Genomic DNA, 21874 nt, shown 5'->3' with positions numbered 1-21874 from the left:
GGTCCGTGACGCGGGTCAGGTGCAGGGAGACGTCCGCGCCCGTCGTCTCGTGCGTGCGCACCAGCGCGCGGATGTCGGGCCGCAGGGGGTCGGCCGCGTACGCCGCGACCGGAGGTTCTACGCCGGCTGCTGTGCCGCCGCGATGCGCTCGTTGCGCAGCGCCTCGTACCAGTGGTCGTCGACCGGCGGCAGGGCGTTGACGTCGAGCGCCAGCTTCAGCAGCAGGTCCGCGATCTGCGGGTTGCGGGCGAGGACCGGCCCGTGCATGTACGTGCCGAAGACGGTCCCGTTGTACGCCCCCTCCGTGCCGTCGCCCGTGCCGTTGCCCTTGCCCAGACGGACGCGGGCGAACGGGCGGGCGGTGGCACCCAGCTGGGTGACGCCCTGGTGGTTCTCGAATCCCGTCAGCGGGGGCAGGCCGAGCTGCGCGTCGATGTCGGCGAGGACGTCGCCCACGCACCGCTCGCCCTCGCCGCGCACCGAGACGACGTCGAGCAGGCCGAGGCCGGGCTCGCGCCGGCCGAGGTCGTTGATGAACTCGTGGCCCAGGATCTGGTAGCCGGCGCAGACGGAGAACACGATCGCGCCGTTCTCCACGGCCCTGGTCAGGTGGCCGTCACGCCGCAGCCGCTCGGCGGCGAGCCGCTGCGGCCGGTCCTCACCGCCGCCGATCAGGTAGATGTCGCCGGAGGTCGGGATCGGCTGGTCGCTGCGCACGTCGAGCCGGGCCACGTCCAGGCCGCGCTGCCGGGCCCGGCGCTCCACCACGAGGGCGTTGCCCTGGTCGCCGTAGGTGCTCAGCAGGTCCGGGTAGATCCACACCAGACGCAGTTGGTTGTCGCTCATGAAGTCGTCGTCCTTCGTGGTCAGTTGCCGACGCGGCGGCGCAGGTCCTGGAACGCGGTGTAGTTCGCGATGACCTCGATCCGGCCCGGCGGCGCCTGCTGCACGGCCTGGTCGAGGTTGTCGCAGACCTGGAAGTGCTGTCCCGCGACCTCCAGCCGCACCGCGAGGTCCAGCTTCCGGTCGCCGATCACGAAGATGGGGTGGCCGGTCAGGCGCGTGTAGTCGACGTCCCACAGCCAGGAGGTGTCGGTGCCGTCGGCGCCGCGCGCGTTCACCGACAGGATGACCGGGGTCGGCGGCGGGTCGATCAGCGAGAACGTCTCCAGCCAGCCGGCGGGGTTCTTCGCCAGCAGCAGGCGCAGGTCGCGGTTCAGGAACTGCACCACGTCGTAGCGCCCGGCGACGGCCTGCACCTGGTACATCCGCTCCAGGGCGACCTGCGGCGGCACACCGAACACTGCGGCGACGGCCGCGGACGACGCGGCGTTGGCCTTGTTGGCGCGGCCGGGAAGCTGCAGGTGGATCGGCCAGGCGGAGCCGTGCGGGTCGAGCACGTGGTCGCCGGAGAGCGCCCAGCTCGGCGTCGGGCGGCGGAAGCCGCACTCCCCGCAGAACCAGTCGTCGCCCGGACGCTGCATCACTCCGCCGCAGGACGGGCAGGACCAGGCGTCGTCCTTCCACATCTGCCCGGCGGCCACCCACACCACGTTGGGGGAGGAGGACGCGGCCCACACCACCAGCGGGTCGTCGCAGTTGGCGACGACGACGGCCTTGGACCCGGACAGGCCCTCACGCCAGTGCTCCGCGAGCATGCGGGTCTCGGCGGCGCGGTCGAGCTGGTCGCGGGAGAGGTTCAGCAGCGCGATGCACTTCGGCGCGGTGTCCCGGGCCACGCCCGCGAGGTACTTCTCGTCGACCTCGATGACGGCGTACCTGGCGTCCGAGCCGCCCGCGAGGGCCGAGGTGATACCCGCCGGCATGTTCGCGCCGAGCGCGTTCGAGACGACCGGCCCCGCGGCCCGCAGGGCCTCGGCGATGAGCCGGGTGGTCGTGGTCTTGCCGTTGGTCGCCGAGACCAGGATCACGTCCAGGTCCTGGGCGAGCCGGCCGAGCAGGTCGGGGTCGAGTTTGAGGGCGACCCGACCGCCGATCACCGAACCGCTGCCGCGCCCCGCGGCGCGCGATGCCGCAGCGACCGCCTTGCCGGCGGTCACGGCCAGCTTGGCCCGCGGCGTGAGCGGGTCCGAGTTGCCTGCCATCAGTTCTCGATCCTCCTTGCGTACGCGCCGCGCCTGAGCCATCCGGCAACGTGGTGTGGGCCTCAGCCTATCGAGATCCAAACGCACCATCGCACCCCGGCACCCGCGCGGCACCCGCGCGCCCATCGCGCGTCCGGTAGGACCGTACCCTTGCCGCCATGCGACACGGCCCGATCCCGGGCGCCCGCGGGCGCGTCCGGCCCCTCACCCTGCTCGGCGACACGGTGCTGCGCGAGCCCTGCCGGGAGGTCACCGATTTTGGCCCTCGACTGGCGGCGCTGGTGGAGGACTTGTTCGCCACGATGTACGCGGCCCGGGGCGTGGGCCTCGCCGCGAACCAGATCGGCGAGCCGCTACGGGTGTTCGTCTTCGACTGCCCCGACGACGAGGACGTGCGGCACCTGGGCCACGTGGTGAACCCGCGGCTGGTGGAGGCGGACGGGGTGGTCGTCCGCGGCCCGGAGGGCTGTCTGTCCCTGCCCGGCCTGGAGGCGGGGACGGAACGCCCCGACCACGCAGTCGTCGAGGGCCGCACGGTGACCGGGGAGCCGGTCACCGTGCACGGCACGGGATTCTTCGCCCGCTGTCTGCAGCACGAGTTCGACCACCTGGAGGGCCGGTTGTACGCCGACCTCCTGACGGGCCGGCGCCGCCGCCGGCTGATGCGCCAGGTGACGCGGGCGCCCTGGCACCGGTGAGCGCGGCGGACGGGGGGTGCCACCGGTCCGCCGCGCGGCGCGAGGGGTCGCGGCCGGCCCGCGCGGTCCGGCCGTCAGAACCCCGGACCGCCCACCCGGTCCCCGGCCGCCGCGAGCCGCCCCCACAGGAGATCGGCCAGGCTCCGCACGAGTTCCGCCCGGGAGCACGGCCGCTCGCCCAGCCACCAGTCCCCGGCGGCGTGCATCATGCCGACGATGCCGTGCCCCCACACCCGGGCCAGCTGCTGCGCGCCGGGGCCGAGGTCGAGGCGCTCCTCGATGACCTGGGCCAGCTCCTCGCCCATCCGGCGCAGCAGCGGAGCGGAGTGCTTGCCCACGTCGAAGCCCTGGTCGCTCTGCGACCCCTCCGCGGGGTGCATCAGGAAGCGGTACACCTGGGGGCGCGCCTCGATCGCCGCCAGGTAGGTGTCGAGCGTGGACTCCACGCGTTCCCGCCGGCCGGCCGGCGCGTCCAGCGCGGCCCGCAGCGAGTCGAGCAGGGCGTCCGTGTGCCGCTTGGCGAGGGCGGCGTACAGTCCGCCCTTGTCGCCGAAGTGCCGGTAGAGAATGGGCTTGGTGATGCCCGCCTCCGCGGCGATGGCGTTCATCGACGCCTGCGGGCCGTCGCGCAGCACCACCCGGTCGGCGGCCTCCAGCAGCTCGCGCCGGCGGCGGTCGGCGGACCGCTGCTGATCGGTCCGCTGCGTGGTGTCCATGAGCTCTCCCCACCCGTGCTGTTTCGGTGACGCCTGCGCAAACTAACACTGACCGGCCCCCGGACCTCGAACGGGCTGCCGGCCTGCCTGGGAGTTGACTTTTCCTACCCGCCGGTAACAGACTCGCGTTACCGCAAGTAACACACGCACGTGCGCCGCTGGAGGGGACATGGCCGAGTTCACCATGGAGCTCAACGACGAACAGAAGGAGGTCCGGGACTGGCTGCACGGTTTCGCCGCCGACGTGATCCGCCCCGCGGCCGCCGAATGGGACGAGCGTGAGGAGACTCCCTGGCCGGTCATCCAGGAGGCGGCCAAGGTCGGCATCTACTCCCTGGACTTCTACGCCCAGCAGTACTTCGACTCCACCGGACTCGGCATCCCCGTGGCGATGGAGGAGCTGTTCTGGGGCGACGCGGGCATCGCCCTGTCCATCGTCGGCACCGGCCTCGCCGCCGTCGGCGTCCTCGCCAACGGCACCGACGAGCAGATCGGCACCTGGATTCCCCAGATGTACGGCGACGCCAACGACGTGAAGGTCGCCGCCTTCTGCTCCTCCGAGCCCGACGCCGGCTCCGACGTCGCCTCCATGCGCACCCGTGCCGTCTACGACGAGGCCAAGGACGAGTGGGTGCTCAACGGCACCAAGACCTGGGCGACCAACGGCGGCATCGCCAACGTCCACGTCGTCGTCGCCGTGGTCGATCCGGAGCTCGGTTCCAAGGGCCACGCCTCCTTCATCGTCCCCCCGGCCACGCCCGGCCTGTCGCAGGGCCAGAAGTTCAAGAAGCACGGTATCCGCGCCTCGCACACCGCCGAGGTGATCCTGGACAACGTGCGCGTCCCCGGCTCCTGCCTGCTCGGCGGCAAGGAGAAGCTGGACGAGCGGCTGGCCCGGGCCCGGGAGAGGGCCAGGAAGGGCGGCGAGCGGGTCAAGAACGCCGCGATGGCCACGTTCGAGGCGTCCCGTCCGGCGGTCGGCGCGATGGCGGTCGGCACCGCCCGGGCCGCGTACGAGGTCGCGCTCGACTACGCCAGGACGCGGGAGCAGTTCGGCCGGCCGATCATCGACAACCAGGGCGTCGCGTTCCAGCTCGCGGACATGCGCACGCAGATCGACGCGGCCCGGCTGCTCGTGTGGCGCGCCTCCTGGATGGCGGTCAACGGCAAGCCGTTCACGGCGGCCGAGGGCTCGATGTCCAAGCTCTTCGCCAGCGAGACCGCCAAGAAGGTCACCGCCCAGGCGATCCAGATCCTGGGCGGCAACGGCTACACCCGGGAGTACCCGGTGGAGCGGATGCACCGCGACGCCGCCATCTACACGATCTTCGAGGGCACCAGTGAGATCCAGCGGCTGGTGATCTCCCGGACGATCTCGGGCATGCCGATCCGGTAGGGGCGCCCGCCCGGCACCCGCCGCAATGGGGGGGCGCCGGGATCGGTGGCCCCCGGGGATCGGGGGCGCCGCAGGCGGACGGCGCGGCGACGAGCGCTGCGCTGCGGGCGCGCACCGTCCACGACGGCGCGTGCCCGCCCGGCCCGGCCGCACGCGCAGCCGGCCCGCGCCGCGTCAGCGTAGGACGGGGCGGCTCACCGATGTCTCAGGGGCGTGAGCTGCTCGATGTCGTACCGCTTGCGCAGTTCCTCGATCGCCGCGTGGTCCGGCGGGCCCCCGCTGCCCAGGATCTCCAGCAGCTCCTCGAAGTACCGCTCGTGATCGGGCGGCGGGGACGCCTGGAAGAACATCCGCGCCGGGGCCTGGGTCGGGTTCGCGAACGCGTGCGGGCAACCGGGCGGGACGACGATGACCGTCCCGGGGCCCGCCCGCACCACCCGGTTTCCCGAACGCGACTCCCACTTCTGCCAGTGGTCGGAGGTCCGGATGCGCGGCTCGAAGGCGAGCACGTCCAGCTCGCCCTCCAGCACGTAGAACAACTCCTCGCTGCGCGTGTGCACATGGGCGCCCACGTCGAACCCGGGCGGGACCTCCACCTCGAAGGTGGAAGCCGTCCGCGAGTGCGAGCCCGTCACCTTGAAGGTCACCCGCTGGGCGGGCGTCTCGACGACGCGGCCGTGGCCCGGTGGTACCAGCAGCCCGTCGGTCGCCGACCTCGGTTCCTCGATCGCCGTCATGGCACCTCACCACGTCACGAGCAGGGCCTCGGGCCCACGGACCGGCGCGCCCGTGCCGAAGGGCGGCGGCGGGGTCCCGGCGGGTGCCTTGCGGGTCATGCCGTCCCTCCGCCGGCGTGGCTCCAGCGGCCGAGGGACATCTCCGCGGTGATACCGGGACCGAAGCCGGCGAGCAGTCCGCGGGCGCCGTCCTCGGCTCCGCCGTCGTCGAACAGCCGGCGCAGCGCGTCCAGCACGACGGCGCTGGCGACGTTGCCGTACTCGGTGAGCGTGGCCCGGCTGAACCGGAACGCGTGCGGGTCGACGTTCAGGAACTTGCTGAGGTCGTCGAGGATGCGCGGCCCGCCCGCATGGATGATGTAGAAGTCCAGGTCGGACGCGTCCCACTGGTGCATGCTCGCGAGTTCCTGGAGGGCAGGGGCGAGCGGTTCCATCGTGGTGGGCACCCGCTTGTCCAGCAGGAAGTGGAAGCCGGTCTCCCGGACGTCGTACGCGATCCAGTCCTCCGTCTTGGGGATCAGGTACGAGCCGTTGCGTTCGAGCCGGACGCCGGTGCCGCCCGTGCCGCGGACCACGGCGGCGGCGATGCCGTCCCCGAACAGGCCGTTGGAGAGCAGGGAGCCGACGCCGAGGTCGGTGGGCTGGTAGCACAGCGAACAGAACTCGCAGGCCACGATGAGCGCGTTCGCATTCGGGTAGGCCGTGCAGAAGTCGTGGGCCCGGTTGATGGCCGCGCCGCCCGCCGCACAGCCCAGCTGGGCTATGGGTATCTGCCGGGTGGTGCTGTCGAAGTCCATCTCGTTGATCAGCCACGCGGTGAGCGAGGGCATCATGAAGCCCGTGCACGAGACGTAGACGATGACATCGATGTCCGTGGTGAGCAGTTCCGCGTCGTCGAGCGCGCGCCGGATCACCTCCGGGACGCGGGCCTTGGCCTCGGCCTCGTAGATCTTGTTGCGGGTCTCGAACCCGGGGTGCTCCAGGGTCTCCTCGATGGGCTGCACGATGTGCCGGGTGCGCACACCGGTGTTCTTGATCAGCCGGAGGGCCAGCGGGAGTTGTGGGTGGTCCGCGTGGCGTGAGCGCGCGAGCTCCAGCGTCTCCTCCATCGTGATGACGTGCTCAGGGACGGACACCGAGGGTCTGCACAAGGTCGCCATGCCTCGCCTGCTTTCGCCTCCGGGAGAGCGCTTGCCCTCCGGTCAGAAGGTGGTCCACCCACGATCACCCGGGAGGGCGACGATCTCTCGCGGGACTACTCCGAACCGGGGACGTCCCGTCGGGGCCGGGCCGTCCCCGGGGCGCTCCACGAACGGAGGACGTGAGGACGGTGGCGGCAGGGGAATCCAAGACCACGACCTGGCCGCGCTTCGCCGCGAAACCGCAGGCCGGCCGCCTGCCGTAGCGGGTCGCGCCGGACGGTGCCAGCCAGGCCCGGCGCCCGGGCCCCGCGTCCGGTCCGGGTGGGTGACAACCGCCGATCGGCTGAGCCCGCCGCATCCGGCGCGACGTACCGCCGACCGGCCGAAGCCGGCCGCGAAGCGACCGGGGAGCCACGAGGTGACGGCGACGGAAGTCGAGGGAGGCCCCGGAGCACGACGGCTCCGGGGCCTCCGGTCGTGGCACACGCCCCGCCGCGCCGCCCTGCCGGCGGTGGGCCGGCGCCGGGGGCGGTGGGGGCTCCGGCACCCACGACGCCCCGGCGGGCCGGGGGCCGCACCGCCGGATGCGTCTGTGCCCTACCCGGTCGTCCCGCTGCTGTGCGCGATGCAGGCCACGTCGATGCGGTCGGCCAGTTTGGCGAGTTCGATGGTGAGGGTCGCGACGGTGTCCTCGTCCAGACCCTCGTGCCCGGCCTCGACCAGACGCACCCACCGTCCGCCCACCGTGCGCAGCAGCTTGCTCACGTCGGCCGCGGCCACCTGCAAGGTACCGCGGTCGTCGACGATCAGAGGCAGAGTCACTTCGCGGTTCACGAAAGGGATCGTAGCCGCGGAATCCTCACGCTCCGTGCCATACCGTGGTGATGTTGCAGAACTCCCGGATTCCGTGCCCGGACAGCTCACGTCCGTAGCCCGACCGCTTCACCCCGCCGAACGGGAACGCCGGGTGCGAGGCAGTCATCCCGTTGATGTAGACGGAGCCCGCCTCCAGGTCCCGCACGAACCGGTCCACCTCGGCCTCGTCCCGCGTCCACACGTTGGAACTCAGCCCGAACGGCGTATCGTTGGCGGTGAGCACCGCCCCGTCCAGGTCGTCCACCCGGTAGAGCGTGGCGACCGGCCCGAAGGTTTCCTCGTGGTGGATCCGCATCCGGGGGGTGATGCCGGCCAGGACGGTCGGCGGGTAGTACCAGCCGGGTCCGTCGGGCCGCTCGCCGCCGCACAGCACCTCGGCCCCGGCCTGCTTGGCGTCCTCGACCAGCTCCTCCAGGTCCGCTCGCCCCTGCTCGCTGGCGAGCGGCCCGACCTCCGTGTCCTCCTGCAGCGGGTCGCCGATCCTCAGCTCCTTCATGCGTGCCACGAAGCGCTCGACGAAGGCGTCGTAGATGTCCGTGTGCACGATGAACCGCTTGGCGGCGATGCACGACTGCCCGTTGTTCTGCACCCGCGCGGTCACCCCCACCTCGGCGGCCCGGTCGAGCTCGGCGGACGGCATCACGACGAACGGGTCGCTGCCGCCCAGCTCCAGCACCGTCTTCTTGACCTCGTCCCCGGCGGTGGAGGCGACGGCCCGGCCCGCCGGCTCGCTGCCGGTGAGGGTGGCCGCCTTCACGCGCTCGTCGCGCAGGATCGCGTCGACCGCGGACGAGCCGATCAGCAGCGTCTGGAAGCACCCCTCGGGGAAGCCCGCCCGGAGGAAGAGGTCTTCCAGGTACAGGGCGGTCTGCGGCACGTTCGAGGCGTGCTTGAGCAGACCCACGTTGCCCGCCATCAGCGCCGGCGCCGCGAACCTGATCACCTGCCACAGCGGGAAGTTCCAGGGCATCACCGCGAGCACCGGGCCGAGCGGGCGGTAGCGCACGAAGGCCCGGGAGGCCCCGGAGTCGTGCACGTCTGTCTCCGCGGGCTGCTCGTCGGCGAGCAGTTCCTCGGCGTGCTCGGCGTACCAGCGCATCGCCTTGACGCACTTCGCCGCCTCCGCGCGGGCCTGCTTGACCGGCTTGCCCATCTCGGTGGTCATGACACGGCCGATCTCCTCCTGGTCCTCCTCCAGCAGGTCCGCCGCCCGGTTCATCAGCCGGGCCCGCTCGGCGAACGACGTCGACCGGTGCGTGCGGAACGTGGTCTCGGCGCGCCGGAGCCGCCGCTCGATCTCCTCCTCGCCCATGGCCTCGTACGTCTTGAGCGTCTCACCGTTGGCCGGGTTCACCGTCGCGATGGCCATGGCTGCCTCCCTGGGAGCGGGCTGTACTTCGACCTTCCCGCGCCGCGGTCGGCACCGCAAACGCGTGGTCGCCTTCTCAGTGCGGGTGCTCGGCCAGCCGGTCCAGAAACGCGCTCTGGGCCTTCACGATCACCTCCCGGGCCCGCTCCAGCCCGAACCACGCCACCCGGTCGAGCTCCGGGAACTCCCGCGTCCGTCCCGACCGCGGCGGCCACTCCATCACGAACGTGCCGGGGACGACCGCCGCCGGGTCGAGGTCGCCCTCGACCGCCCACACCGTGACGGTCTTGCCGCCCGCCTGCCGGACCTCGCCGAGCGGCACCGCCTCGCCGTCGGGCGGCTCCAGCCCCAGCTCTTCCCGGAACTCACGGCGGGCCGCCTCCCAGGCGGGTTCTTCCTCCTCGTACTCGCCCTTCGGCACGGTCCACGCCCCGGCGTCGCGCCGGGCGAAGAAGGGGCCGCCCATGTGGCCGAGCAGGACCTCCGGGCCGTCGCCGGTGCGCCGGAACAGCAGCAGTCCCGCGCTGCGCGGCCCGCTCACGGCCGCACCTGCGGGTGCGCCGCCAGCAGCGTCTCGACCGTGTCGGCCTCCTCCGGCCGCTTGTCCTCGCGGTAGCGCAGGACCCGTGCGAACCGGAGGGTGACACCGGCCGGGTAGCGCGAGGAGCGCTGCAGGCCGTCGTAGGCGATCTCGACGACGAGGTCCGGGCGCACGGTGACCCCCCAGCCGTGCTCGTCCACGGCGAGCTCCCCGAGCCGCTCGGTCTGCCAGGCGAGCATCGCGTCGGTCATCCCCTTGAAGGTCTTGCCGAGCATCGCGAAGCCGCCGTCGGCGGTGCGGGCGCCCAGGTGCAGGTTGGACAGCCTGCCGGTGCGGCGGCCGTGGCCCCACTCGGCGGCGAGGACGACGAGGTCGAGGGTGTGCACGGGCTTGACCTTCAGCCACGAGGCACCGCGCCGGCCGGCACTGTAGGGCGCCTCCAGGGACTTCACGACGACGCCCTCGTGTCCGCGCTCCAGGGTCCGCGCGAGGAACCGCTCGGCCTCGGCGGTCTCCTCCGGCCCGGACACCACCGTCCGCCGCACCCGCAGGGGTTCCGGGACCAGCCGCGCCAGCTCGGCGTGCCGCTCGGCGAACGGCAGGTCGAGCAGGTCGCGGTCGCCGACCGACAGGACGTCGAAGAAGACGGGGGAGACCGGCACCGCCTCGGCGGCCGTCGCGACGTCCACGCGGGAGCCGACCCGGCCGGCGGTCTCCTGGAAGGAACGCGGACGCCCGTCGGGCCCGAGAGCGATGACCTCGCCGTCCAGGACGAACCGCTCGCCCTCCAGCTTCAGGGCGGCCGACGTCACCTCGGGCAGACGGTCGGTGATGTCGTCCAGTGTGCGGGTGTGGACCCGTACCGCGTCGCCGTCCCGGTGGACCTGCACCCGGATGCCGTCCAGCTTCTCCTCCACGGCGCACGCGCCGAGCTTGCCGACCGCCTCGGCCACCGACGAGGCGCTGTGCGCCAGCATCGGCAGGACCGGACGGCCGACGGTCAGCCGGAAGCGGTCCAGGGCCGCGGACCCGTCGGCGAGCAGGGCCCGGGCCACCGTCTGCAGTGACCCGGCCAGCATCACCGCCCGCCGCACGTCCGCGGCGGGGGTGCCGGTGGCCGCGGCCAGCCCCTCGACGGCGAGCGCGTCCAGAGCGCCCTGCCGGACCTCGCCGGTCAGCAGCCCCCGCAGGAACCGCTGCTCGTCCTCGGTGGCCGCGGCCATCAACGCGCCGACGATCCGGGCCCGTTCGGCTTGCGAACCGGTGCCGGAGACCTTGCCCAGCTCCGACAGGCGGGCGTCCACCTCGCGCACGGTCAGGGTGGGCTCGGCGGCGGGGGCGACCTGCCGGCCCAGCACCTTCCACCCCACGCCGATCCGCCCCTGCGGCAGGCGCCCCGCCAGGTACGGGATGACGATCGGCACGTCCTCCGCCTCGGCGACCCGGAACAGCTCCGCGAGCAGAGCGACTTTGCGGGACCGCGCCGAGGTGGCGGCGACCTCCTGGGACACGCGTGCCAGCCGGGTCAGCAACATGCGGTAATCGTGCTACGGAGGCGGTGGGTCCACACCTGGACGTGCCGGACGGATCCGTCCGGGACACCCCGCGCGGATTCCCGCGCCGGCGGGCCGTCTCCCGGCCGGGACGACCTCCCCGACCGGGCAGGGCCACCCGACCGGTGCGGGATTGACAAATCGCTTTGCCGACTCTGCAATGCGGTCATGAGTACCACCGACGACGTGCTGGCGGGCGTGGGCCCGAGACTGCGGCGGATCCGCAAGGAGCGGGAGGTGACCCTGTCCGCCCTGTCCGAGGCGACGGGCATCTCCGTCAGCACCCTCTCCCGCCTGGAGTCCGGCCTGCGCAGGCCCAGTCTCGAACTGCTGCTCCCGATCGCGCAGGCCCACCAGGTGGCGCTCGGCGAACTCGTCGGCGCCCCTCCGGTCGGCGACCCGCGGGTGCGCGCGAAGCCGATCGTGCGCAACGGCCGCACCCACTGGCCGCTGACCCGGCAGCCCGGCGGTCTGCAGGCCTTCAAGGTGCGGGAACCGCGGCGCAGGCTCGACCCCGACCCGCGCTCGCACGAGGGCTACGAGTGGCTGTACGTGCTCTCGGGTCGGCTCCGGCTCGTCCTCGGCGAGCACGACGTCGTGCTGACGGCCGGCGAGGCGGCCGAGTTCGACACGCGCGTGCCGCACTGGTTCGGCTCGACGGGGGAGGGGCCGGCGGAGTTCCTGAGCCTGTTCGGACCACAGGGCGAGCGGATGCACGTACGGGCACGGCCCAGGAACGCCTGAGGGCCCGCGGTGCGCCGCCGGCGCGACGGCCCGGCCCGGTGCCCGGCGACGGCCCGCGTCCGGTGCGCCGGGCACCGGACGCGGGGGCCTGTGGCGGGCGGGCCGGCCCGTGCGCGCGCACGGTGTGTGGTCGTGGCGCGCGGCACGGTGGCTCGTCCTGCGCGCGGCACGGTGGGTCGCACCGGCGCGGGGTGCGTGGCCGGTCGTGTCCGTGACGCAGGTAACGGCGCCTGCCCGCCGTATGACGCGCCCGACGGTTCCCTGATCGGCAAGCGACCGCTTAGTATGCCGTCGACCCCGGTCAGACGACGCAGTCCCGTGGAGGCGGCGCATGCAGGCATGGCGAGTGCACGAGAACGGCGAGCCGAGCGAGGTGATGCGACTCGAGGAGACCGAACCGCCGGCGCCCGGTGAGGGCCGGGTCCTGCTGAAGGTGCGAGCCGCGAACGTCAACTTCCCGGACGCCCTGCTGTGCCGCGGCCAGTACCAGGTCCGGCCCCCGCTGCCCTTTACCCCGGGCGTCGAGATCTGCGGCGAGACCGAGGACGGACGGCGTGTGATCGCCAACCCGGCGCTGCCGTACGGCGGTTTCGCCGAGTACGCCGTAGCCGACGCCGCCGGCCTGCTGCCCGCGCCGGACGCCCTGGACGACGCCGAGGCGGCCGCGCTGCACATCGGCTACCAGACGGGCTGGTTCGGTCTGCACCGCCGGGCCCGCCTGGAGGCCGGCGAGACCCTTCTCGTGCACGCCGCCGCCGGCGGCGTCGGCAGCGCCGCCGTCCAGCTCGGCAAGGCGGCCGGCGCGACGGTCATCGGCGTCGTCGGCGGCGCCGGCAAGGCCGCCGTGGCCCGCGAACTGGGCTGCGACGTGGTCGTCGACCGGCGGACCGAGGACGTGGTCGCCGCGGTGAAGGAGGCCACCGGAGGCCGGGGCGCCGACGTGGTCTACGACCCGGTCGGCGGCACGGCCTACGCGCAGTCCGCCAAGGTGGTCGCCTTCGAGGGCCGCATCGTGGTCGTCGGCTTCGCGAGCGGGACGATCCCCAGCCCCGCGCTCAACCACGCCCTGGTGAAGAACTACGCGATCCTCGGACTGCACTGGGGCCTGTACAACACCAGGAACCCCGAGCTGGTCCGGCACTGCCACGAACAGCTCACCGAACTGGCCGCCCGGGGCGCGATCAGGCCGCTGGTGAGCGAGCGCGTGCCGCTCGACGGTGCCGCGGCCGCCGTCCAGCGCCTCGCCGACGGCGTGACGACCGGCCGGATCGCCGTCCTGCCTTCGCTGGAGAACGGAGCCCCCGCATGACGGACACCCTGGCCGACGCGGCGGAACTGCGCCGCCGCACCCGCGAACTGCTGGCCGCCCACCCGCCCGCGAGCACCGGCCGCCTGGACTTCCTCAGGGCCCGCTTCGACGCCGGGCTGGCCTGGGTGCACTACCCCGAGGGCCTCGGCGGCCTCGGCGCCCCGCGCTCCCTGCAGGCCGTCGTCGACGCCGAGCTGGAGGCCGCGGGCGCCCCCGACAACGACCCGCGGCGCATCGGCATCGGCCTCGGCATGGCCGCGCCGACGATCCTGCGCTACGGCACCGAGGAGCAGAAGCGCCGCTACCTCCGCCCGCTGTGGACGGGGGAGGAGGTCTGGTGCCAGCTGTTCAGCGAGCCGGGCGCGGGCTCCGACCTGGCCGCGCTCGGCACGCGAGCGGTCCGCGACGGCGACGGCTGGGTGGTCAACGGCCAGAAGGTGTGGACGTCCAGCGCCCACCTCGCCCGCTGGGCCATCCTCATCGCCCGCACCGACCCGGCCGTGCCCAAGCACCGGGGCATCACCTACTTCATCTGCGACATGACCGACCCCGGGGTCGAGGTGCGGCCCCTGCGCCAGGTCACCGGCGAGGCCGAGTTCAACGAGGTCTTCCTCACCGACGTGGCCGTCCCGGACGAACGCAGGCTCGGCGAGGTCGGCGACGGCTGGCGGGTCGCGCAGACCACGCTGATGAACGAGCGCGTGTCCATCGGCGGCATGCGCCTGCCCCGCGAGGGCGGCATGATCGGCCCGGTCTCCAGGACCTGGCGCGCACGCCCCGAACTGCGCACGCACGACCTGCACCAGCGACTGCTGGGACTGTGGGTCGAGGCCGAGGTCGCCCGCCTCACCGGCGAGCGGCTGCGTCAGCAGCTCGTGGCCGGGCAGCCCGGACCCGAGGGCTCCGCGATGAAGCTCGCCTTCGCCCGCCTCAACCAGGAGATCAGCGGCCTGGAGGTGGAACTGCGCGGCGAGGAAGGCCTGTTGTACGACGACTGGACCATGCGCCGACCCGAGCTCGTGGACTTCACCGGCCGTGACGCCGGCTACCGCTACCTGAGGTCCAAGGGCAACAGCATCGAGGGCGGGACCACCGAGGTCCTGCTGAACATCGTCGCCGAGCGCGTCCTGGGCCTGCCCCCCGAGCCGCGCACCGACAAGGACGTCGCATGGAAGGACCTGGCCCGATGAGCCCACAGCCCGACCTGCTGTACTCGGAGGAGGAAGAGGCGCTGCGCGCCGCCGTCCGGGACCTGCTCGGCGACCACTGCGACCCGGCGGGCGTCATCGCGCGCACCGAGTCGGACGCCCCCCACGACCTGGCCGCGTGGAAGTCGCTCGCCGACGGCATGGGTCTGGCCGGCCTGCTGGTGCCCGAGGAGCGCGGCGGACAGGGGGCCACGCACCGCGAGGCCGCCGTGGTGCTGGAGGAACTGGGCCGGGCGGTGGCTCCCGTGCCGTACCTGACCAGCGCCGTCGTCGCCACCGAGGCCCTGCTGGCGTGCGAGGGCGACGAGGCCGCCGAACTGCTGTCCCGCATGGCGTCCGGACGCGCCGTCGGCGCCCTGGCCGTCGGGCTGCACACCGCGCCGCATGCCGCCCACGCCACCGTCCGCGTCGAAGACGGCCTGCTGCACGGCGAGTTGACTGCGATCGCCGACGCCGTCGCGGCCGACGTCCTGCTCGTCCCGGCAGACGACGGCGCACTCCATGCCGTGGACACGGTCGCCGTGACGGTGACCCCGCACACCTCCCTCGACCTGACCCGGCCCCTCGCGACCGTCACCCTCACCGGTGCCCAGGGCCGCCGCCTGGGCGAGGCGGGACCCGCCGTACGGCGGGCGCTGCGCGCCGGGGCCGGACTGCTGGCCTCCGAACAGCTCGGGGTCGCGGAGTGGGCGCTGACGGAGACGGTTCGCTACCTGAAGGAGCGCAAGCAGTTCAACCGGCCCGTCGGCGGCTTCCAGGCCCTCAAGCACCGGCTCGCCCAGCTGTGGCTGGAGATCGTGAACCTGCGCGCGGCCGCCCGGAACGCCGCCGACGCGCTCGCGACCGGCGAGGACATCGACGTCGCCGTCGCCGTCGCCCAGGCCTACGCGACGCCCGTCGCCGTCCACGCCGCCGAGGAGGCCCTGCAACTTCACGGCGGCCTCGGTATGACGTGGGAGCACCCGGTCCACCTCTATCTGAAGCGGGCCAAGGCGGACTCGATCGCCTACGGCACGGCGGGCGCCCACCGTGAGGCGCTGGCCGGCCTGGTCGATCTCCAGGCCCCCTGACCCGCAGCGCCAAGGAGCCCGCCCGGGCGCCGGGCGGGCTCGTTCGCGCACGCGCGCGGCACGAGGTGGACGAGCGCCCGCGGCACACAAGTGAACGAGCGGCGGCGATCCGGCCAACTCCCCGGCGTGCGCGGCCTCTCAGGCCGGTGAGGGCTCCATACTCCCTGAGGTCCCGTACGGCACTTCCAGGGAGGCAGAGCATGGCCCTCACCACCCGACGCAGAGCCCTCTCCACGCTCGGCGCCGCGCTCACCGGCGCGGTCGCCCTGCCCGCCACCCGCGCGTCCGCGTCCGACGGCCACCACGGCCCCCGGCCGCTGTGGCACGCCCACGCGCACAACGACTACGAGCACCCGCGCCCCCTCCTCGACGCGCTCGACCACCGCTTCGGCAGCGTCGAGGCCGACATCTACCTGGTGGGCGACCAGCTCCTCGTCGCACACGACCCCGTCGATCTGGACCCGGGCCGCACCCTGGAATCCCTGTACCTGGACCCGCTGGCCGCCCGTGTACAGGCCAACCACGGCACCGTGCACCGCGGCTGGCGCCGGCCACTGCAACTCCTCGTCGACATCAAGACCGAGGGCGCCGCCACCTACCTCGAACTCGACCGGCACCTCAGGCGCTACCCCCGCCTGTTCACGACGTACGCGCACGGACGCGTCCACCCCGGACCGGTCACGGCCGTGGTCTCGGGCGACCGCGCCGCCCGCGCGCCGATGGCGGCGCAGAGCGTGCGCCGTGCCTTCTACGACGGCCGGCTCACCGACCTCGGCGGTCCCGCGCCCGCCTCGTTCCTCCCGCTCGTCAGCGACAACTGGACCCTCAACTTCACCTGGCGGGGCGACGGGCCTTTCCCGGACGCCGAGCGCCGCCGGCTGCGCGCCGTCGTCGCCGAGGCCCACGCGCACGGGCAGCGGGTCCGTTTCTGGGCCACCCCGGACGCTGCCGGGCCCGCCCGCGACGCCCTGTGGACGGAACTGCTCGCCGCCGGTGTCGACCACCTCAACACCGACGACCTCGCCGGGCTGGAACGGTTCCTGGACGCCCGCGCGCGCAGGTAGACCACACGTTCGGCGGACACGTCAGCTGCCCCGATTGACCCTCCGCTACGCCACACTTGCGGGCGAACGCCGCGAAGCGGGCGTGGCGGAGGAGGGTGACGATGGCCATTTCCATCTCTGTGGTGCTGCTGCTCCTGATCCTTGCGGTGGTCTTCGTCCGCAACGGCGCCCTGAAGTTCTCGCACGCCCTGGTCTGCGTCCTCCTCGGCTTCTTCCTGGCCGGCTCCAGCATGGCGCCGACCATCCACGAGGGGCTCTCGGCCACCGCGGAACTCGTCAGCAGCCTGCGCCCCTGACGCCCGTGAGGTGGCGAGGCGAGCCGGACGACGGTGGGCTCGCGGCGGTTGTTGCGGCGGGCTCGGCGCCGTCCGCCATGTGCACCGGCCGGTCGCCTCACGCGTGGTGATCAGGTGCCGACGACGCGGGAACGGAGGAGAAAACGCACCCCCTCGGGCGCCTCCAGCGAGAAGCCGCTGCCCCGGCCGGGCACCACGTCGACGATCAGCCGGGTGTGGCTCCACACCGCGTACTGGCTGCGCGACATCCAGAACCCCACCGGCCGCCGCACGCCCTCGACCTCCAGCTCCGCGAGCAGCACGTCCGCGTCACCGGTGCGGAACTCGCCCTCCGGATAGCACATGGGGGCGCTGCCGTCGCAGCAGCCGCCCGACTGGTGGAACATCAGCGGCCCGTGCGCCTCGCTCAGCCGCCGCACCAGGCCGGCGGCCGCGGGGGTGAGCTCGACACGCGGGAACTCCTCGTACATCGTCGCCGTCCTTCGCCGCACCGGAAGCCGTCGGGGCGAGCCAATCAGCCCCGGGGTTGCGAAGACGTTGCAAGCGGCCTCGTGCACAAGGGCCCAACCTCGCCGAACGCGACCACCTGACCCGCCAGGAACGCCCTCCACTCCTCCCGGTCGACCGGCAGCACCGGCCCACTGCCGCCGCCCTTGAGTCCCGCACGTACACGACGCCCCGGCCGGAGCCGACCTCCACACAGTCCCCGCCGTCGGACTGCGGTACCTCCAGGACCCCGCGCGCCTCCAGCCCGCCGGTCCGCAGCCGACGTGAAGGCCCCCTTCGCCGGCCTGCGGCCCCGCTCGACCGAGGCGACCTGCTCCTGCGAGGAGCCGACGGCCTCCCCGAGCTGCTACTGGCTCAGCCCGGCGCGCTCGCGCAGATGCTGGAGCAGCCGCCCGTACGCCTACCACGCGCGCGGCGGATCGGTGCCGTCCTCCTTGGTCCTCACCATGCGGCTGATCCGCACCCCCCGCACCGCCTTCACGTCCTCACACCCTTCCCGTCCCCGAGTGCTCCCAACGCCCGCCCCGCGGCGGCGTTCGACACCCTGAACGCCACCGGACACTGCCCAACGCCGTCCGAGAGGCGTGGACATGGACCCGAACCCGTACAACGCCCATACGCGGCCCCTTACCTGTTGCAATGTGCAACGTGCGACGGGTGGACAGGACCGTCGGTGACCTTCGCTGGTCGGTCACCCCCACGCCACGGACAGGACCGATTCGGTCAACTCTCCCAGCCGGATGGCCGTTTCGCGCCGAAGGAGGGGGCCTCGGCTCCTAGGATGATCGCCTGCGAACATCCCGGAGGGCCGAGTGGCAACCACAAGCTCAGGCGCGAACCGGCTGACCCTCGCGCTGGTCGCGGGTTACGCCGGGTCGGGCAAGTCGGAGGCCGGCAAGTTACTGGCGGCTGCGACGGGGTGGGCGATGCTCGACAAGGACACGCTCAGCCGCCCCATGACGGAACGGCTTCTGCACGTCATGGGAGGCGACCCGGACGACCGGCACAGCCCGGCCTACCTGGAGCACGTCAGGCCGCTGGAGTACGAGTGCCTGATGAAGGCGGCCTGGGAGAACCTTGAGTGCGGCATCTCCGTGGTCCTGGTGGCGCCCTTCCTCTCCGAGGCCGCCGACGGCCGGTGGACCAACCGAGTGACGAGACGATGCCGCCGGCTGGGCGCCCGGTTCGAGGCCCTGTGGGTGGACAGCGACACAGAGTCCATGCGCGAACGCCTGATCTCCCGCAACGCCTCCCGCGACACCTGGAAGCTCGCCCACTGGCCCACCTACGTGAACGGTATCGACCTGGGCCTGCGGCCGGCCGTCCCGCATCACCTGATCGACAACCGCATCACCGCGTCACGTCCACTGGCCGAGCAGCTGGAAGCCGTCGCGCAGGGCCTGCTGGAGACGTCATGACCGCCATTGTCCTCTATGGTCCCCCCACCGCCGGTAAGGACACCGTCACCGCCGCGTTGTCCGCCACCGACCCGCGGTTCCGGCTGCTCACCAAGCTCAAGCAGGGCACGGGCCGGTCGACCGGATATCGGCTCGTCACGGAAGAGGAACTGAACGACCTGCGCGAACGGGGCCGTGTCGTGGTGGAAACCCGCCGGTACGGCAACGTCTACGCCGTCGACCGGAACTGTCTCGAACAGCCCCAGGAGCAGGGGCTGGTGCCGGTGGTGCACATGGGGAACGTAGCCGACCTGCGCGGCCTGCTCAGCGGTGGGAAGACGCAATGGCTGCGTGTGTTGCTCTGGGTACCGAAAGACGTGTGTGCGATCCGGTCACGGCAACGGGGCGACGCGGACACCGCCAAGCGGCTTCAGGCCTGGAACGAGACTGCGCAGGACATCCTCGTCTCCGACCTGCGCGACCTTTTCGACGTGGTGGTGCGCACCGACAGGACGGCACCCGGCGAGGCGGCCAAGCAGATCGCCGCCGCACTGGACAGCCCGGCTCCCGCGCGTCTCCCCGGAGAGCTGCGGGCAGCCCTGGACCTCACCACCTGACGGCCACACGCTCCAGCAGAGGACGGCCTGCCTCCCGCAGGCCACGACAGCCACCGTCAGCGACGACGATCCGTCACCGTGAGCAGCAGGGGGATGCCTGTGGGAGCTGTCCGCACACTCGAGGACCTGGCGAGGATCGGCCGGCAGCGCACCGTCGCCGACCGCAGTGTCCACTTACGTCAGGAGGAGGTGGAGGCGGACCTCCTTCTGGACGCCGTCTCCGCCGACCGGGTCACTCTCGAGCGCGTCGGGGTCGACGGGACACTGACCATCCGCTCCTGCCACATCGATGAACTCGTCATCGACCACGTCGAGGCGGACGCCGTCTTCGTGGCGAACTCGAGAATCGGACGCCTGACCGTCCGCAACGCCCCGGTGGGTTGCGAGGTGATCGTCACCGACACGTCCCTCGTCTCCCTCGCTCTTCACTCCTGCGGCACCACCCGGCTCGAGCGTCTGCGCGTCGAGGAGCTGATCCAGCTCAACGCACTGCGCGGAGACGTGCGCATCACCCAGACCCGGGTGTCGGCCCTGGCAGTGAGGAGCCAGGTCACCGCGGGACGTCTCGGCCGCCCGCGCGTGGACGCCCGCGCGCTGCGCGCTCGCGAGGACGTCACCTTCGACGACCTCTGGCTGTCCGCACTCGATCTGCGTGATGTGGAGGCGCAGGAGCTGAACCTGCAGCGGGTGCGTCTGGACCGGCCCCTGCACGCCGCGGAACTGCGGTGCAGCGAAACCGTACGCGTCAACGGACTGGTGGTTCCCGCGGAGGAATGCAGCATCATCACCGACAGCACGGTACGAGGCCCCGTGGAGGTGCAGGACCTCGAACTCTGCGCGAGCGACCGCGGTCATCCGGATGCGAGGGCCTGCCTGTCCCTGGACAACAGCACAGTGATGCGCCTGACGGCCACCTCGCGGGACCCCGCGGTGATCAGCCTCCGAGGATCCTCGGTCACCGGCACCCTGGGACTGCCCGGCGGTGGTTCGCGGTACCGCCTCGACGCGACCTCCAGCGTCGGTGACATGGAGCTCGCCGGCCAGATGTTCCGCGACGGACGCCAGATCGTGTCCTTCCTGGAGCGCTCCTTCACCGAGGTGACCGGCGTGGCCCTGGAGTCGGTCCGTTCGGCCCTGGCCAGACGGAACAGGAACCGCGAGGTGGACCAGCTCTACTACCTCACCCGGCAACGGGAGGCGGCCCTGATGCCACTGCTCCCTCGCGGTGTTTCCCAGGCCATTCTCGGAGGTGTCCTCGGCTGGGGCGTACGAGCCCGCAACCCCGCACGTGTCCTCCTGGCGGGAGTGCTCCTCACAGCCGTCGGACTCCACCTGGCGGGTCCCCTGCGCGGCACCGGGCAGGGCGTGACGGACCTGACCTCCGCAGCGAAATCCCTGGTTCTGGCCCTCGCGCTGTGGCTGAACGTCGGCACCGGCCTGCCGTCGGAGCTCAAGAGCGCGCAATGGACAGCCCTGGCGGTGACGTTCACCTCGGCCGGCCTGCTGTTCACCACGCTCATCGTCGGCATCGTCATCCGCAAACTGGTCCGTTGAGTGTCCCAAGGGACTGGATGACAGGGTGGGGCCATGGACGAGAGCACAGCACCGGCCGTCACGTACGGACTGCGCGGACGTACGTTCCTGGTCACCGGCGGCAGCCGCGGCCTCGGATTCGCCGTCGCACGCATTCTCGCCGCAGAGGGAGCGTCCGTCGCCATCTGCGGCCGGGACGCCGGCCAGCTGGCGCGAGCCGCGGCCGAACTGCGGCAGGAGTATGAAGCGACCGTGCTGACCGGCGCCGTGGACGTGCTGGCACCGGACGAGCTGGAGGACTTCACCGACGAGGCCGGGCGTACGTTCGCCGGGCTCGACGGTCTGGTGGCCAACGTGGGCGGCAAGCGCGGCGGTGGACTTCTCGACTCCACACGCGAGGACTGGCAGACCACCTGGGAGCTGAACGGTGGCCATGCAGTGCGAGCCGTGCGAGCGGGACTGCCCCACCTCCGCACGGGCAGCTCCGTCGTGCTGGTCTCCTCCATCTCCGGCTGGAAGCCCCGTTTCCCCGCCCAGTACGGTGCCGCCAAGTCCGCCGAGATCTATCTGGCCGGAGCGCTGTGCCAGGAACTGGCCCCGCACCGCGTCCGGGTCAACACCGTCAGCCCGGGCTCCATTCTTCTGCCGGGCAAGAGCTGGGACCGTCTGCGCCTACGGGACCCGGAGACCTACAGCGTCTACGCGCAGCGCAACCCGAGCGGGAGGTTGCTGAACGCCGAGGAGGTCGCCCGCGTGATCGCCTTCCTCCTCTCCCCGGCCTCGGGCGCCGTGAACGGCGCCCATGTCCCGGTGGACGGTGGCCAACCCCAGGCAGGCCTCGGCCCCGCTCAGGGACCGGGTACCACTTGAAGAGAAAGGTCCACCGCCTCGCCGGACGGCGAGGCGGTGGACGCGCTGCGGGGCCGCCCTTCCTGAGGAGGGCGGGCCCGTTGCGGTGCCGGGCGCGGTCGGTCGGCGCCGACGGGAGGGGACCTC

Annotated in this window: 22 protein-coding genes and 1 pseudogene; 12 read left to right on the top strand and 11 right to left on the bottom strand. The window is 72.6% G+C overall.

Annotated features, from left to right (window positions below; genetic code table 11):
- From ACWDNY_RS11450 to ACWDNY_RS11440, 3 genes and pseudogenes are all read right to left on the bottom strand, one after another.
- Positions 1-169, bottom strand: a pseudogene (locus ACWDNY_RS11450) (NDP-sugar synthase); the annotation flags it as partial.
- On the bottom strand, positions 118-846 hold the full coding sequence (locus tag ACWDNY_RS11445) for a type 1 glutamine amidotransferase (protein ID WP_451645520.1): 729 nt from the start codon (positions 844-846) through the stop codon (positions 118-120). The pseudogene ACWDNY_RS11450 and the gene ACWDNY_RS11445, both read right to left, overlap by 52 nt.
- 20 nt (positions 847-866) lie before the next feature.
- Positions 867-2105, bottom strand: coding sequence for a MurT ligase domain-containing protein (locus ACWDNY_RS11440; protein WP_451645519.1), 1239 nt, complete (start codon positions 2103-2105; stop codon positions 867-869).
- 158 nt (positions 2106-2263) lie between these two features.
- Here ACWDNY_RS11440 and def point away from each other — a divergent pair, with 158 nt between their 5' ends.
- Positions 2264-2803 (top strand): peptide deformylase, encoded by a 540-nt coding sequence (gene def, locus ACWDNY_RS11435; protein ID WP_451645518.1) that lies wholly within the window; start codon positions 2264-2266, stop codon positions 2801-2803.
- A 74-nt stretch (positions 2804-2877) separates the two neighbouring features.
- Here the strand turns inward: def and ACWDNY_RS11430 are convergent, their stop codons facing one another.
- Entirely contained in the window at positions 2878-3519 is a 642-nt protein-coding gene (locus ACWDNY_RS11430) for a TetR family transcriptional regulator (RefSeq protein ID WP_451645517.1), read from the bottom strand.
- 169 nt (positions 3520-3688) lie between these two features.
- On the opposite strand from ACWDNY_RS11430, the gene ACWDNY_RS11425 reads away from it, so the two are divergent.
- Positions 3689-4915, top strand: a complete 1227-nt coding sequence (locus ACWDNY_RS11425) for an acyl-CoA dehydrogenase family protein (protein ID WP_451645516.1) — start codon at positions 3689-3691, stop codon at positions 4913-4915.
- 194 nt (positions 4916-5109) lie between these two features.
- Here the strand turns inward: ACWDNY_RS11425 and ACWDNY_RS11420 are convergent, their stop codons facing one another.
- The 6 genes from ACWDNY_RS11420 to ACWDNY_RS11395 all read right to left on the bottom strand — a co-directional run bounded on the left by ACWDNY_RS11420 (position 5110) and on the right by ACWDNY_RS11395 (position 11115).
- Positions 5110-5652 (bottom strand): cupin domain-containing protein, encoded by a 543-nt coding sequence (locus ACWDNY_RS11420; protein ID WP_451645515.1) that lies wholly within the window; start codon positions 5650-5652, stop codon positions 5110-5112.
- A 95-nt stretch (positions 5653-5747) separates the two neighbouring features.
- Positions 5748-6812 carry a type III polyketide synthase gene (locus tag ACWDNY_RS11415; RefSeq protein ID WP_451645514.1) on the bottom strand — a complete coding sequence of 355 codons (1065 nt, stop codon included), beginning with the start codon at positions 6810-6812 and terminating at the stop codon, positions 5748-5750.
- A 579-nt stretch (positions 6813-7391) separates the two neighbouring features.
- Complete coding sequence (locus tag ACWDNY_RS11410) at positions 7392-7628, bottom strand: DUF6213 family protein (RefSeq protein ID WP_451645513.1); 237 nt, start codon at positions 7626-7628, stop codon at positions 7392-7394.
- A gap of 25 nt (positions 7629-7653) precedes the next feature.
- A complete protein-coding gene (locus ACWDNY_RS11405) occupies positions 7654-9039 on the bottom strand; it encodes an NADP-dependent succinic semialdehyde dehydrogenase (RefSeq protein ID WP_451645512.1) in 1386 nt (461 codons plus the stop codon).
- A 76-nt stretch (positions 9040-9115) separates the two neighbouring features.
- A complete protein-coding gene (locus ACWDNY_RS11400; protein WP_451645511.1) occupies positions 9116-9580 on the bottom strand; it encodes an NUDIX domain-containing protein in 465 nt (154 codons plus the stop codon).
- On the bottom strand, positions 9577-11115 hold the full coding sequence (locus ACWDNY_RS11395) for an ATP-dependent DNA ligase (RefSeq protein WP_451645510.1): 1539 nt from the start codon (positions 11113-11115) through the stop codon (positions 9577-9579). The genes ACWDNY_RS11400 and ACWDNY_RS11395 overlap by 4 nt, the downstream gene beginning before the upstream one ends.
- 186 nt (positions 11116-11301) lie before the next feature.
- On the opposite strand from ACWDNY_RS11395, the gene ACWDNY_RS11390 reads away from it, so the two are divergent.
- From ACWDNY_RS11390 to ACWDNY_RS11365, 6 genes are all read left to right on the top strand, one after another.
- Positions 11302-11877, top strand: coding sequence for a helix-turn-helix domain-containing protein (locus ACWDNY_RS11390; RefSeq protein ID WP_451645509.1), 576 nt, complete (start codon positions 11302-11304; stop codon positions 11875-11877).
- 331 nt (positions 11878-12208) lie between these two features.
- On the top strand, positions 12209-13186 hold the full coding sequence (locus ACWDNY_RS11385; RefSeq protein ID WP_451645508.1) for an NADPH:quinone oxidoreductase family protein: 978 nt from the start codon (positions 12209-12211) through the stop codon (positions 13184-13186).
- Between the two features lie 8 nt (positions 13187-13194).
- Positions 13195-14376, top strand: a complete 1182-nt coding sequence (locus tag ACWDNY_RS11380) for an acyl-CoA dehydrogenase family protein (protein WP_451645524.1) — start codon at positions 13195-13197, stop codon at positions 14374-14376.
- Positions 14373-15464: an acyl-CoA dehydrogenase family protein gene (locus tag ACWDNY_RS11375; protein WP_451645507.1), complete on the top strand. Its 1092-nt coding sequence runs from the start codon at positions 14373-14375 to the stop codon at positions 15462-15464. The genes ACWDNY_RS11380 and ACWDNY_RS11375 overlap by 4 nt, the downstream gene beginning before the upstream one ends.
- Before the next feature lie 200 nt (positions 15465-15664).
- Complete coding sequence (locus ACWDNY_RS11370; RefSeq protein WP_451645506.1) at positions 15665-16528, top strand: phosphatidylinositol-specific phospholipase C/glycerophosphodiester phosphodiesterase family protein; 864 nt, start codon at positions 15665-15667, stop codon at positions 16526-16528.
- 101 nt (positions 16529-16629) lie between these two features.
- Positions 16630-16824, top strand: coding sequence for a hypothetical protein (locus tag ACWDNY_RS11365; protein ID WP_451645505.1), 195 nt, complete (start codon positions 16630-16632; stop codon positions 16822-16824).
- 110 nt (positions 16825-16934) lie between these two features.
- Here ACWDNY_RS11365 and ACWDNY_RS11360 read toward each other — a convergent pair whose 3' ends face one another.
- On the bottom strand, positions 16935-17294 hold the full coding sequence (locus ACWDNY_RS11360; RefSeq protein ID WP_451645504.1) for a DUF779 domain-containing protein: 360 nt from the start codon (positions 17292-17294) through the stop codon (positions 16935-16937).
- An 849-nt stretch (positions 17295-18143) separates the two neighbouring features.
- Here ACWDNY_RS11360 and ACWDNY_RS11355 point away from each other — a divergent pair.
- From ACWDNY_RS11355 to ACWDNY_RS11340, 4 genes are all read left to right on the top strand, one after another.
- Positions 18144-18749, top strand: a complete 606-nt coding sequence (locus ACWDNY_RS11355) for an AAA family ATPase (protein WP_451645503.1) — start codon at positions 18144-18146, stop codon at positions 18747-18749.
- Entirely contained in the window at positions 18746-19345 is a 600-nt protein-coding gene (locus tag ACWDNY_RS11350) for a guanylate kinase (RefSeq protein WP_451645502.1), read from the top strand. The genes ACWDNY_RS11355 and ACWDNY_RS11350 overlap by 4 nt, the downstream gene beginning before the upstream one ends.
- Before the next feature lie 93 nt (positions 19346-19438).
- Positions 19439-20899: a hypothetical protein gene (locus ACWDNY_RS11345; RefSeq protein WP_451645501.1), complete on the top strand. Its 1461-nt coding sequence runs from the start codon at positions 19439-19441 to the stop codon at positions 20897-20899.
- Positions 20900-20932: 33 nt separating this feature from the next.
- Complete coding sequence (locus tag ACWDNY_RS11340; protein WP_451645500.1) at positions 20933-21748, top strand: SDR family NAD(P)-dependent oxidoreductase; 816 nt, start codon at positions 20933-20935, stop codon at positions 21746-21748.
- Positions 21749-21874 lie beyond the last annotated feature (126 nt).

The organism is Streptomyces sp. NPDC003697, from assembly GCF_053587115.1.
Note: the sequence above shows the minus strand (reverse complement) of the source record. Positions and strands in the feature narration are given on the sequence as shown.